Raw genomic sequence first — 13,240 nt, forward strand, 5'->3', positions numbered from 1 at the left:
GGTACCTTCCATATCTACATATCCCCCACCAATCACAGACTTTCATCCTGCACAAAAAAATAAAGAAAAGTTTCCTAAGTTGTTGACCTGCCTGAAAAAATCATTATGATACGCAGCTCCTGACACGGGGTGGTTAGCTCAGTTGGGAGAGCGACGGCCTTACAAGCCGTAGGTCACAGGTTCGACCCCTGTACCACCCACCACTTCTCTTACTCTTGCCCAGCAAGAGCAATCAAGAGAAGCAGGAATGCGGACCGGTAGTTCAGTTGGTTAGAATGCCGGCCTGTCACGCCGGAGGTCGCGGGTTCGAGTCCCGTCCGGTCCGCCATATACAAAAAAGCCCTGCTCGCAAGAGCGGGGCTTTTTTGTATGCGCCAATTAGAAAAGAGTTTGGGTTTTTAAACTTCAGCTGAAGCCGCCTGGCTCTCCTCCCATTCCCCATCCACCGTTTCTTCGCCGCCATGCAATAGATGCATCAATCGCTCCAGCTCCGGCATTTCGTTAAAGCACTCCGCTTCACCAGAAATTTCATCCCAGGATGCTTTGGATTCAGTGCAAAGATGGGCCACGACTTTCCCATCGATATCCCCTTCCAACAATCCAGCAGGCGCCCAGAAGTGCGTTGTATTACTCATTAAGTGAGGAACTGTACTTCCGCATCCACTGCAAAAGTCAGATCGATAGCCCGTAGGAGTCCGGAATGAAGAGATTCTGTCTAAGCCCCGCACCCAGCGAAACTGATCCCGGCTAATAAACATGGCCGTATCCGAGGCGGAACCACTCAATTTGCGGCAGAGCGAGCAATGGCATTGGTAAAGGTTTGGAATTGGCTCTTCCAGCTGGAACTCAACCCCACCGCATAGGCACTTCCCATTCATCCCTTTCTCCTTCCGCAAAACTGTTATTCGAAGTCGTCCATGAAATCGCAATAGGTTAGCAACAATATCTCAGTCCTACCCAAGACTCCTATAGACACACAGTGAAGTAAATGCCATTTGGCGCTTCATTCAACGAACATCATTAAATATCCAAAGATCTGGGGTTTAGTTTCGCCGTGAGGATATGATCCTCCCAACACCCATTGATCTTCAGGTATTTTGCCGCCCTACCCTCGACAACGAAGCCCAATGCCTCCAGCAGAGCTGCCGACCTATCGTTACCAGGCATGTAGTTAGCCATCACTCTATTCAAATTTAAGGTGTCAAAAGCATAATCAACGACATGACGACACAAGCTCCCCATTAAGCCCCGCCCCTCGTGGGACTGGTCAACTGCATATCCCATATTACAGGCCTGAAATGGGCCTCGGATGATATTCGTCAAGGAGCAAACGCCCAGTAACTGATCACACCCGGACTCTAATGCAGCGAACTTTAAAATTCCTCCAGAGCTGATGCGTCGAGTCCAGAACCCGGAACTGTGAAAACCGGGCTCGCGAATGGGCTCCCAGCGCTTCAGGTGCTCTTCATTAGATAAATAAAATGCAGATATGGCGGGCGCATCTGTCACTCCGAGCAAACGTATTTCCACCAGTCGATTACCTCACCATTCACATTCTGATTAAGCTCAATCAACCCATTTATACCGGCACTACTATTCAATTGACGGTAAAGAGTCCCGCTGACCAGGAAGCTCACGAAGAAATTCCCAACCCCGGGTTCTGCCGCTCTCATAACCTTCCTCGAGCAACTCTGCTTCCTGGGTAAAACGCTTAACCGGGAAATTGTCTGGAGGCGCAATAACCGAAACCTGGCACCCCTCTGGAGGCACCTCGATAAACTCCAGAGCCCGATTATATTTCTCCCCCCTCTCTAGCACGGCCTCAAATAGCCGAGCATGATCACGGAAAAACTGTTTGATAAATTTTGGAGCAGGCCCCTTAATTTTCCGATACCCCAGAGGGCGCGAAAGAATAACGGTTATATTCCTGGCCCCCTGCTGATAGGCCTGAATGATCGGTATCGAATCAGCCAGACCGCCATCGGTCATAGGTTCCCCATCCACTTCAGGAAACCCCCGGTAAGCAACCGGAATTGCGCAAGAAGCCGGGAAAACCTCGTGCATATTTTCCGGAGTTACTTTCAGGTATCTAGCCTCCCCCGTGTTGATACTGGTAGTCACGGCATAAAGCGGTATTCCATTCTCAACATAACTATCGACACTGAGCGGAATATCCTGATATGACGCATGCCACAACCAGCCAATATCGCAAAAATGACCGCCCCGGAGATAGCGGCGCCAGTCGATGAAGTCTGCCCGCCGGGCATGGTCCATTAGTATTTGCCGACTTCGCCCATGGTTTCCCGCCAGATAACCAATCAAGTTGGTGGAGCCTGCGGATACACCGATCGCAAAATCAAATGGCCGATAGCCCGCCTCCAAAAATGCATCCAATACGCCAGCAGCGAAAATCCCCCGCATAGCACCCCCTTCGACCACAAGGGCTGACTGGGAATTCTCGTTAATCAAAATACAGTCTTCCATAGCGAGCAACCGTTAAAACCAAACCATCTCTACCTTTGCCAAGCAGATTCCAATAGCACTATGATTGAGGCATTCAGGTAATCCGTTGAGTTAAACCAAGTATGCCAACAATCGCGTTTAAAGCTCCGTGGAGCCGCCAGCTCCAAATTATCAGTGCCATATGCACATTACTCCTACTGGGACTGCCGCTCTTTCTGGCATCGAGAGCACCAGCTGCTCCATCTACCCTCTATAGCATTGCCATAGCACTTCCGCCTGCAATACTGGCTCTCAGCGCCTTCTTTGCCATCCGTGGTTACGCCATCAAAAATGGCAACCTCTTGATATTGCGCCCGGGCTGGAAAACCACCATCTCCTTGGAGGGGCTATCTGAAGCATTCCCCGACTCAACCGCCATGCAAGGATCAGTCCGCATCTTTGGCAACTCCGGCTTATTTGGCTATATAGGCCTGTTTCAAAACCAAAAATTGGGGCGCTATCGTGCATTTGCTACCGATCAGCAAAAATCTGTCGTACTGCGTCTGGCTACACAAACTATCGTGATCACCCCCGATAAACCGGAGCGGGCAGCGGACATTCTCCGCCAACACTGCCAACTTCAACCCAACCCAAATTAATTGCTCCGACAACAACGCCACACGAATAGGTACAAGAAGTCGACAGGAAGTTCAAACCGATGAAAAAGTTCGCTTTTATAATTGCCGCCGCATTTACGCTGCTATCAGCAAGTGCTCACTCCGCTTGTGTGATTTTATTGCATGGATTAGCCAAATCAGATAGCTCAATGGAGAAACTGGCAAAGGCCATAGATGCCGAGGGTTTCCAAACGGTCAATATTGATTACCCTTCGACCAAGCACTCCATTGAAGCTTTGGCCAGCATGGCCATAGCGCCTGCTGTCGAGGAGTGCGGTAACGCGCAAGAAATCAATTTTGTCACTCACTCCATGGGCGGTATTCTGGTAAGGCAATATCTACATTCAGCTGAAATCAAAAACCTGAATCGCGTTGTCATGTTGGGCCCACCCAATAAAGGCAGCGAAGTAGTTGATAAACTGGGAACATTCCCCGGTTTCAAGTTTATGTTTGGGGATGCTGGGCTACAGCTGGGTACCGGCGAGATGAGCGTCCCCAACAAGCTCGGTAGTGCAGATTTTGATGTAGGTATTATTGCCGGTACTCGCAGCATCAACCTGATTCTATCCCGCCTTATCCCAGAAACCGATGATGGTAAAGTCTCCGTATCCAGCACAAAACTGGATGGCATGAATGATCATCTGCAAATGCCAGTGACCCATGTGTTTATGATGAAAGATAAAAAAGTTATCTCGCAAGTTATCCATTACCTCAAGCATGGATTCTTTCATAGAGCCGGCAATCAGGCATCCAATTAAAATTAATCGATCTTATAAATAATCTATACCTTTTAACTCCAATCACAATACAAAATTAGTGACAATAATTTGGAATTCACCTTTATGCAGTGGCAATGGTGCAGCTTTAAAGAGCTTACGCTCAGTCAACTTTACGAAGTTTTGCGAGTAAGGCAGGAAGTTTTTACGGTAGAACAAGATTGCCCCTATCAGGATGCCGATGGCAAAGACCAGCACTCCTGGCACCTGATCTGCTGGGAGGGAGACGAAAGCAGTCCGCAGGTTATGGCTTACCTGCGAGTTGTTTTCCCTGGCCTTAAATACCGGGAACCTTCGATAGGAAGAGTATTAACCGCAGAAGCCAGTCGCGGAACAGGCCTGGGCAAGGAGCTGATTCGCCGAGCCGTAATGCACACATGCGAGGAATACCCCAACACTGGTATTCGCATTTCAGCTCAACAACATTTGGATCGATTTTACGGGGAGTTTGGCTTTGAGCAGGTGTCTGAGCCGTACCAGGAAGACGGCATCCCGCATATCGAGATGTTACGCCCTGCCAATTAATTGAAAGGGATCTTTTAAGTCCGATGGAAGTTTTGGGGGCCCTGCAAAGGCACTGCGGGACCCCAAAAAATCTAGTTGCTACCCAGTGGATTGGCACCGGCAGATACAGGCTCACTATCCGACTGACGCGCCCTGCTATAAAGGCAAGAGGCCGCGATTCCAGCAGCAATTAGCAACCACACAACATTAACGACCAGTGATGCTCTCACAAAGGAATCCTCACCAAACTGAGCAACATGCACTACAACTGCACCAACGCAAGCGATAATTGTGGCAATACGCAGAGACATAGACCACTTGGCCACTGTCCCCATGAAGGCAGCCGCAACGCTTAACGCCAAGGTCACCAGCCAGAACACCTGCGCAGCATTTAACTTAAACGCCAGATAAGTCACCGCACTCAGAGCAATCGCAAATGGTACACCCCATACCTGAGCCATCCAGACCCGCTCCAAACGTACGGCGGGATTGCCGCGCTGACGCTTGCGAACAAACCAGATATTGATGCCGGATACCACCAGCAAGCACATCCCCACCCCCAGCAGGAAGTAAGCAATTTTCACAGGGAAACCGGAAAAGTGGCCAAAGTGTAAACGGTACGTAGAAAGGTAAACTTGTTTAGCCGCGTCTCCCTCAGACCAACCTTCTTTTTCAATCAGGCTGCCATCGGGATTAAAGTGGTAACGCTCACCCCAGACCAATCGCTCTGGAACTCGGGTCCACACCTCAACAACCTGGCCTTCACGTCCAGGGAATGCCACTTCTAAACGAGTGCGCTCTTCTTCCGGTGCGATACGATCCATTGTTGCCAGAATTGCAGCATAATCCGGATAATCAACTTCAGGGGCGTTTTCCTCCATCACCGGATGATCCGCGTAAAGCATGTGCTCTACCTTTTCCGTATCACCCTCAAAGAATACGCCGGCAATTGCAAAAGCGGCTATCTGGGACAACCCGATAAAAGCCCCGGTAATGGCTATGGCAAGATGAAAGGGAGAGGCCCAAACCCCCAGGCGATTGTGCAAATCCACTTGCTGAAGACGCTTAGAGCCAGAAAGACGGAAAGAGAAAGCGTCTTTAATAATTTTGGGATGGGCCAGCAAACCGGAGACGATCAGAGCGGACATCACCATCCCGATCAAACCAACCAGGATGACTCCATAACCAACAGGAAGGTTGAGCGCGTAGTGTAGGTAGGCCAGGAAGTGGGTCCACTCATGCTCCACCTTGCCCAGCAGGGAACCATCTTCAGCGACATATCGCTCCATATCGCCAACTTCAACCATCAATCTGGGCTTATCCTGATTGGGGATGGTGAAGGTAATTGAATCGAGATCCTCTTTTTCCTGCTTGGCCAACGCAATAGCATTTTCTGTAGCCGTCCGATACACAGAGGCTTCAACATTGAGGTTCTCCAACTCGGAGGCCTGCTCCCAGCGTTCGAACTCATTGTAAAAAACCGCCAGTGTTCCGCTGACGCAAACAATATATAAAAGAGTGGATACCGCCAGGCCGAGAACTGAGTGTCCATCGGTCATATCACGGACAAAGCCAGGGGTCGGTTTAAAGGAAAATTTCACGTTAAATTCCTACTCAAGTCCGTTGATCTATGCTGCCGAAGCGGGAAGCGCAAAGGTCAGCAACAAGCCGCTGACCACCGAGAAAGCCAGCATGGCAGCCGAAGGGCGCAGAAGCTTTTTATCGGCGCAGCACCAAACCATCGCCAGGGTCCAGATTATCACCGACAGGAAAGCTCCGCCGACCAAGCGGGCAGTTTCAGAAAAACCGGTAAAACCAAAGAAAAGCAAACCGGCAATCAAACCACTGGCCGCGGGCAAAAGAAAGGCAGCCATAAAACGCAAGAAGCCCCGCAACCACAATGGAAGCAGGGCTTGAGATTCGGGTGTTCCCGAGCGCTGTTTTTCAACGGGTCTTGGGCCACTGGGCCAGTCCCCCTTAAGAGCCAATAAAGCAAAGGCTCCGAGCATCACTATTAAAGTGGCAATACTGATTCCATATTCCACCCCAACAATTGAGCTCCACCCAAAAGCCGACAACACCATGGCTCCCCAACCGCTCCAACGGCGCACGGGCTCTGCCCCTCTGCGGGACCAGGCGGAATAAAGGAGCAGAATCCCGGCCAAAGCAAAGGCGCTGGAAACTCCTGCAATCATATAAAAAGACATTGGCATAACCATAACAGCGAGAGACTCGCCTCTCGTCTGGTTGCTTAAACGTAAAAAAGGGAGCCAGCCCACAGACTCCCCCTGTGGACAAGCTCCCAGTCTACACTAACTTAGAAAATGTAGCGTGCTTCCGCAGTTACATAGCGACGCTCACCGTAGAAGCAGTCACCGCGGCTCAGGCAAACCGTTGTATGCTCTTCATCGGTCAAGTTTTTCGCATTCAGCTGGAACTTCCAGCTTTCAAGGGTGTATCCGATAGTCGCATCATACAGAGTATACGAAGGGTTCTCTGTCGGGAAATGAGCAAACTCCGAATCGTAATAAGCTGCATTTTCTGGATCGAAAACAACATATTGTGCATGTACTTTATCGATACCGGTGTAACTGTCTCCTACGTAACGCGCCCCAACGCCAATAGTAAGCCCTGGAACCCAGTCGCTCAGATCATAGTCTCCCCAAATAGAAAACTGCTCTTCTGGCACGCCTTCGATTTCAGAACCCTGCTCAAAGGAGCTGCTGCTCTCAGTGATCTCAGTGATCTCAGTGTCTATTTGACTATAGTTAGCGATAAGAGTGAGATTGCCTAACTTACCGCTGGCCTCAAGTTCGAAACCATCAACTTTCGCCTCACCAATTTGCTCGAAAAGCCCGTAATCCCCATAAGTCAAACGATTCTTTTGCTTGATCTCATAAACAGACGCCGTCATCAAGATATCGGTTCCCTCAGGCTGAAACTTAACACCAGCCTCAACCTGATCCCCCTCTACCGCTTTAAAGTCACGCCCCATACCATCCGGGTCGGATACGATCGGCTCAAACGATTCAGAGTAGCTAACGTAAGGTGAAATGCCATTATCAAACGCGTACATCAAACCAAAACGCTTGGTTACAGCATCCTCCTTGTGAGTTCTTTGATCCGCTTCAGGGTCATTACTATCTGCTTGACTACTGGTGTTATCCTTCCTAATCCCGGTATTCAGAATAAAGTTACCGAAGGAAATCTGATCCTGGAAATAAAATCCAACCTGCTCAGAATCGGTAACAGTTTTCGTTCTGGCCAGATCCTCAAGGCCCGTAGGTACATACCCATAAACAGGATCAAAAATATCGATCACGCCACCATAACTTCTCGCTCTCAGAGTACTCTCATCAATTTGAGCGTCCTGGCTGTCCAAGCCAAAAGAAATCTGGTGTTCCAACGGGCCAGTTGAGATTTCCCCGGAAAGTCGCAAGTCAAAAATAAGGAAATCGCTGTTAGCGTCCTTCATGTAGACGGTACGTGATACTTCCCGTATATCTCTTTGTAGGCGAAGCCTAGCTGAGAAGTCAGCGTACATACTGTTGTAGTCCACTGTACCTTCAGAGTACCGAAGAGCCGCGTTAACTCCCCAATTGTCACTGAATCTGTGATCTAACCACAAACTGTAACCAGTCTGCTCTGTATCATATTTATCCCAACCCGGCTCACTCAGGAAAGTGTCAGTAGGGATTTCACCATTTACGTTCTCAACAATGGTGCCACCCCAGGGTAAAAATGCTGCGGTAGTACCTGATTCATCTTCCTGATAGCTCGCCATAAAAGTGATTTCAGTATCAGCATTCGGACGCCAGGAAATCGAAGGCATTAGTAAAGTACTGTTATCTTCAACGTGATCAACCTGGGCATCAGCCTCTCGATTGTAACCAACCACGCGGTAGAGCCACTCTCCAGACCCGTCGATAGAGCCAGTAACATCTCCCGCGACTACCATGCGGTCGTAATCACCAGCCTGAACCATTACCTCACCCCCAAATTCCTCTTTGGGGCGCTTAGAAACTAAGTTGACAATACCGCCTGTAGAACTCTGCCCGTAAAGTACAGATGAAGGGCCCTTCAGGATTTCAACACGCTCATATGAATAAAGATTTGCTCTGGAACTCGTATAGCTACCAAAAATAGACTGGAGACCATCAACAAACAGTACTGGTTCAACAGCGCGAATTGTGGACCAGTCCCCGCGAGCGTCTACACCAAACAAACCACCGTTAACACCGGCAGAATACTGTAAAACATCTTGTATGGATTTAGAGCCAGTCGCATCAAAAAAGTCCTTATCCCGTAGCGTGATCGAATACGGGGTCTCATCGACCGGAATATCCAGTTTACCAATGGAGGTCTGACGATCCAGGTTCAGATCTCCGATAACACTAACCTCTTCAATTCCTTCATTTTTATCTTCTGCAGCAAACGCCACAGAAGAACCGCCCGCAGCAATAGCCAACGCCAATACAGAGCGACTGATTCCAGAAATTACAGGAGAAGCTTTTTGCATACTTTTTGTTCGAGCGGTACTCATGAAGGTCCCTCAATGCCAACTGAATTTATGTGAATCACACTTAGACTGTGATACAAGTAACTGGTCGCGAATCCTAATAGGAATCGTTATCATCTACAACATTATTGGAACATTTTTTTATTAAAAATGTCTTCGCGGCGGTTAATGACAAAAAAACAGCATGAAAAGGTGGTTTAGCCACGCCAAAAGCGCACGGTCGTACCAAATTATTTAAGCTATCGGGAAGGACTGAAAGGCTTGGGCAGAGAGGGGGTTGGGTGGCAGCTCGCAAGCCACCACCCATCCATTTAGGGTGTCATTCGATCAATTGACCTTGAAGCACCTTGCACCCTTAGGGGTAGGTATAACTAGCCTGCACTCCCAAAGGCATCCCCAGTGTCCAGTAAGCCACCAGGAACAGTGACCAGCAAATCAGGAACACAATCGAGTACGGCAACATGATGGATACAAGTGTCCCAATACCCGTTCCCTTCACATAGCGCTGGCAGTACACAACCACCAAGGGGAAGTAAGGCATCAACGGGGTAATAATATTGGTGGAGGAATCACCTACCCGGTAAGCCGCCTGGGTGAGATCAGGGGAGAAACCGATCTGCATCAACATAGGCACAAAGATGGGGGACAGCAGCGCCCACTTGGCAGAGGCAGATCCCACAAACAAATTGATAAAGGCTACCAGTACAATAATACCCATCAGGGTAATCGGGCCCGGCAACTCCATCGCCGCGAGCAAGCTCCCTCCCTCTACCGAAAGCAGCGTACCCAAACCGGAGCGGGCAAATTCAGAGATAAACAACGCACAGAAAAAAGCCATCACTATGTAATAAGCCATGGAGCCCATGGTTTTGGACATCGCATCAATAACATCCTTACTCTGGCGGAAGGTGCCGGCCGCATAGCCAAATACCACACCGGGAATCACAAACAGCAGGAAGATCAGCGGTACAATTGACTTCATAATCGGCGCTGTAAAGGAGGCTAATTGCCCTTCTGCATCGCGCAAGGCCGAAGTCTCCGGCAGCATCCAGGCCACAAGTCCGACGATACCCGCTACCATCACAGTTACCGCCAGGTACATGGCTTTTTTCTCGCGGGCGCCCAGTTCCTGCATTACTGGCATATCCGCTTCATCGCCATCCACCTCTACATTCTTGAGGCGGGGCTCGATGACCTTATCCGTCAACCACCACCCCAACAGGGTCACCAGCAGGCAGGAAGCCGAAGTGAAGAACCAGTTATTAAGGGGGTTTACCTGCATCTCCGGGTTGGCGATTTGTGCGGCTGTCTGGGTAAAGCCTTGCAGTAAGGGATCAATCGCTGAGGGAACAAAGTTGGCAGAAAAGCCCCCTGAAACTCCGGCAAATGCCGCAGCGATACCCGCTAAAGGATGGCGCCCTGCCGCATAGAAGATCACCCCTCCGAGAGGAATTACCAATACATAACCTGCATCTACGGCTGTATGGCTGACGATGGCCACCAAAATCAACATAGGTGTCAGCAGCATCTGCGGCGTTACCGCCAGCAGCTTTTTCAATACCGCATTGATAAAGCCACTCTGCTCAGCCACACCGACCCCCAGCATAGCTACCAACACCACCCCCAGGGGCGCAAAACTGGTAAAGGTAGTTACCATACCAGATAGGAAGCGAGCCATTTCACTACTGGAAAGCAGGTTGGTTACCTGTATCGCCTCGCCGGTAGCGGGGTGTAAGGCTTCGAAGTTAACACCGGAGAGAAGCCAGGAGAGCACCCAGATTCCTACCATCAAGATCAAAAACAGAACAGCGGGATCAGGTAATTTATTACCGACAACCTCAATAAAATTGAGCGCTCGATTAATCCAGCCATTTTTATTATCGGCACTATTGCCGGCATCAGGATTTGCCTGAACGTTTTCCATGTTTGCACCCTGTACATTTATTATTTTTTATTAAAAAGGAGGCCGATACTCCATGGCCTCCTGCTTTTTCAGGAAAAGCTCTAACCTATCTTGCGGATACCAACCGCGTGACGCAACTTCTCGATAAAAGGCGCAGAGTAAGCGCGAGCCTTAATAGCCCCCTTCTCCAGCTCCGTTTCAATTTGGTCTGGGTTAGCCAGCAGCTCATTGTAGCGCTCGCGAGCCTCACCGATCTGGCCGTTCACCAGCTCAAACAACTGCTTCTTGGCCTCACCCCAGGCAATGCCCTCTTCAAAAGCTTTACGCATTTCAGCTGTCTGTTCTTCGCTGGCAAATGCCTGCCAAACCTGGAATACAGTGGAAGTATCCGGATCTTTTGGCTCACCCGGCTCCAGCAGGTTGGTTTTGATCTTATTAATGTGCTTTTTCAGCTTCTTCTCAGGAAGGAACAGCGGAATAGTGTTGCCGTAACTCTTACTCATTTTGCGGCCATCGAGGCCCTGTAACACAGCTACGTGGTCGTCAACTACCGCTTCTGGTAAAGCGAAGTGCTCGCCGTAGTGGTGGTTAAAGCGCTGGGCAATATCCCGAGCCATTTCGATATGCTGTACCTGATCTTTACCCACCGGCACCTTATTAGCGTTGAACATCAGGATGTCCGCGGCCATCAGGATCGGGTAGCTATACAGCCCCATGGTGACGCCAAAATCGGAATCTTCCCCATCGGCGCGGTTGGCATCTACCGCTGCTTTATAAGCGTGGGCACGGTTCATCAGGCCCTTGCCTGTCATGCAGGTGAGCAGCCAGGTTAATTCAGGAATCTCATGGACGTCGGATTGACGGTAGAACACCACATTGTCGGTATTCAGGCCCAAGGCCAGCCAGGTTGCAGCGATCTCCAGGGTGGACTGATGGACCTGTGCCGGGTCCTGGCACTTAATCAGTGCGTGGTAATCGGCCAGAAAGTAGAACGATTGGTTGTTTTCATCCTGACTCGCGGCGATCGCCGGGCGGATTGCACCCACATAGTTCCCCAGATGTGGAGTACCGGTTGTTGTAATACCGGTTAATACGCGCTGTTTCGTCATAATTCCTTCGTAGTCTGTACTGTCATCAGGCAATAGAGACCGAATCATACCCCTTTAGTGCCCGGGGGTGTATCAACCAAAGGTACCGACTCCCCATAGCCGTACCAACACGCGGCCAACGTTAAGCCTCAACCGCCACTTTGGCGGAAACCTGGAATTGGCGCTGATATTCACTGGGTGAGATCCCAAACGCCCGACGGAAATGGTGACGCAAGGTCGCACTACTCTCAAAACCAGCCAGTTGGGCTGCCCGATCTACAGACTCCCTACCGGACTCCAGCGCCTTCTGCGCCGCCCGCAAGCGCTGCTGGATCAGCCACTCCTTCGGAGCAATTCCCATCGACTGGCGAAACTTTCGGTCAAAGCTACGGCGGGATAAATGGGCGCGCTGCGCCAAATCATCAATTTTAATTGCGCCATCCAAATTGCCAATCGCCCAATCCAGCGCGGCGGAGAAGTGATCCGGCCGTTTGGCAACCGGCATCTCCACATATTGGGCCTGGCCACCCTGCCTATGGGGTGCCATCACCAACCGCCGAGCCACCGAATTGGCCAATTCATAACCATGGTTGCGCCGCAAAAACTCAATGCCCAAATCGATAGCGGCACTACTACCCGCAGCGCAAGCCAATACGCCCTCCCACACATAAAGAACATCTCCCACATACTCCACCGCAGGAAAGCGCTCACGAAAACGCTCTGCAAACAACCAGTGGGTAGTCGCCTGCCGGCCGTCAAATAGTCCCAGTTCCGCAGGCAGAAAAGCACCGGAGCAAAAAGTAAGAATCTGGCGGCCGGCAGCGGCAAACTCAGCCACCGCCCTATGTACCCGCTCTAAATAAGCATCTTGTGCTTGTGCATTGGTCGACCAACAGGGAATCACCAGCAGATCATAATCCATCAAACTCTCTACCCGCCGACAAGCCAGAGCCAGACCGCCGGTCGCCAGAGGATTTTCCTCAGCGAAAGTCACAATTTCACCGGTGTAGAGCTCGCTAAGTTCAGGGCGGGGTAGGCAAAAGAGTTCGGTAGCGCAACCGAGCTCGAAGAGCGAAACCTGCCGGTGGGCGAGAACAGCCACTTTCTGGCTCTTATTAGGCTTTTGTGCCAACGTCGACATAGGTACCCCTAACCCCCATAAATTATGGTTAACGAATAAATCCAACCCAGCATACCCAGTTGAGCAGTTATTGAAAGCAATGCCGGGAATAAAACCCTCAACCTTTGAAGCAATATTTAATCGGTAAATCACCATCATCCTCAAATAAGTAAAGCCGAACCCCACTAGCCAAAGCCAACCCACAAGTTTG

12 protein-coding genes and 2 tRNA genes are annotated in these 13,240 nt (G+C 50.2%); 5 read left to right on the forward strand and 9 right to left on the reverse strand.

Features of this window, described 5'->3' with window-relative positions:
• Positions 1–127 precede the first annotated feature (127 nt).
• Together ACJJI6_RS09020 and ACJJI6_RS09025 are read left to right on the forward strand one after the other, a co-directional pair.
• Positions 128–203: transfer RNA gene (locus ACJJI6_RS09020), tRNA-Val, on the forward strand.
• Between the two features lie 48 nt (positions 204–251).
• Positions 252–328, forward strand: a tRNA-Asp gene (locus ACJJI6_RS09025).
• A 70-nt stretch (positions 329–398) separates the two neighbouring features.
• On the opposite strand, the gene ACJJI6_RS09030 is transcribed toward ACJJI6_RS09025, so the two are convergent.
• The 3 genes from ACJJI6_RS09030 to ACJJI6_RS09040 all read right to left on the reverse strand — a co-directional run bounded on the left by ACJJI6_RS09030 (position 399) and on the right by ACJJI6_RS09040 (position 2,484).
• Positions 399–878 carry a GFA family protein gene (locus tag ACJJI6_RS09030; RefSeq protein WP_445356056.1) on the reverse strand — a complete coding sequence of 160 codons (480 nt, stop codon included), beginning with the start codon at positions 876–878 and terminating at the stop codon, positions 399–401.
• 142 nt (positions 879–1,020) lie between these two features.
• Positions 1,021–1,530 (reverse strand): GNAT family N-acetyltransferase, encoded by a 510-nt coding sequence (locus ACJJI6_RS09035; protein ID WP_475713182.1) that lies wholly within the window; start codon positions 1,528–1,530, stop codon positions 1,021–1,023.
• 63 nt (positions 1,531–1,593) lie between these two features.
• The gene (locus ACJJI6_RS09040) at positions 1,594–2,484 is read right to left on the reverse strand and encodes a patatin-like phospholipase family protein (RefSeq protein WP_413665134.1); all 891 of its coding nucleotides are present in this window, start codon (positions 2,482–2,484) and stop codon (positions 1,594–1,596) included.
• Positions 2,485–2,585: 101 nt separating this feature from the next.
• On the opposite strand from ACJJI6_RS09040, the gene ACJJI6_RS09045 reads away from it, so the two are divergent.
• From ACJJI6_RS09045 to ACJJI6_RS09055, 3 genes are all read left to right on the forward strand, one after another.
• On the forward strand, positions 2,586–3,101 hold the full coding sequence (locus ACJJI6_RS09045; protein WP_282933480.1) for a PH domain-containing protein: 516 nt from the start codon (positions 2,586–2,588) through the stop codon (positions 3,099–3,101).
• Between the two features lie 59 nt (positions 3,102–3,160).
• The gene (locus tag ACJJI6_RS09050) at positions 3,161–3,877 is read left to right on the forward strand and encodes an esterase/lipase family protein (protein WP_444896671.1); all 717 of its coding nucleotides are present in this window, start codon (positions 3,161–3,163) and stop codon (positions 3,875–3,877) included.
• A gap of 84 nt (positions 3,878–3,961) precedes the next feature.
• Positions 3,962–4,420: a GNAT family N-acetyltransferase gene (locus ACJJI6_RS09055; protein ID WP_445356054.1), complete on the forward strand. Its 459-nt coding sequence runs from the start codon at positions 3,962–3,964 to the stop codon at positions 4,418–4,420.
• 71 nt (positions 4,421–4,491) lie between these two features.
• On the opposite strand, the gene ACJJI6_RS09060 is transcribed toward ACJJI6_RS09055, so the two are convergent.
• The 6 genes from ACJJI6_RS09060 to ACJJI6_RS09085 all read right to left on the reverse strand — a co-directional run bounded on the left by ACJJI6_RS09060 (position 4,492) and on the right by ACJJI6_RS09085 (position 13,050).
• Positions 4,492–6,000 (reverse strand): PepSY-associated TM helix domain-containing protein, encoded by a 1,509-nt coding sequence (locus ACJJI6_RS09060; RefSeq protein ID WP_475713183.1) that lies wholly within the window; start codon positions 5,998–6,000, stop codon positions 4,492–4,494.
• Positions 6,001–6,027: 27 nt separating this feature from the next.
• Positions 6,028–6,606, reverse strand: a complete 579-nt coding sequence (locus ACJJI6_RS09065) for a hypothetical protein (RefSeq protein WP_444896668.1) — start codon at positions 6,604–6,606, stop codon at positions 6,028–6,030.
• Positions 6,607–6,716: 110 nt separating this feature from the next.
• Positions 6,717–8,942: a TonB-dependent siderophore receptor gene (locus ACJJI6_RS09070; protein ID WP_475713184.1), complete on the reverse strand. Its 2,226-nt coding sequence runs from the start codon at positions 8,940–8,942 to the stop codon at positions 6,717–6,719.
• A gap of 331 nt (positions 8,943–9,273) precedes the next feature.
• A complete protein-coding gene (locus tag ACJJI6_RS09075; protein WP_444896666.1) occupies positions 9,274–10,842 on the reverse strand; it encodes an AbgT family transporter in 1,569 nt (522 codons plus the stop codon).
• Positions 10,843–10,922: 80 nt separating this feature from the next.
• A complete protein-coding gene (locus tag ACJJI6_RS09080) occupies positions 10,923–11,930 on the reverse strand; it encodes a tryptophan--tRNA ligase (protein ID WP_282933487.1) in 1,008 nt (335 codons plus the stop codon).
• Positions 11,931–12,051: 121 nt separating this feature from the next.
• Positions 12,052–13,050 (reverse strand): helix-turn-helix domain-containing protein, encoded by a 999-nt coding sequence (locus ACJJI6_RS09085; protein ID WP_444927348.1) that lies wholly within the window; start codon positions 13,048–13,050, stop codon positions 12,052–12,054.
• Between the last annotated feature and the right edge of the window lie 190 nt (positions 13,051–13,240).

The sequence above is a fragment of the Microbulbifer maximicatervae (SeqCode) genome (genome assembly GCF_056232625.1).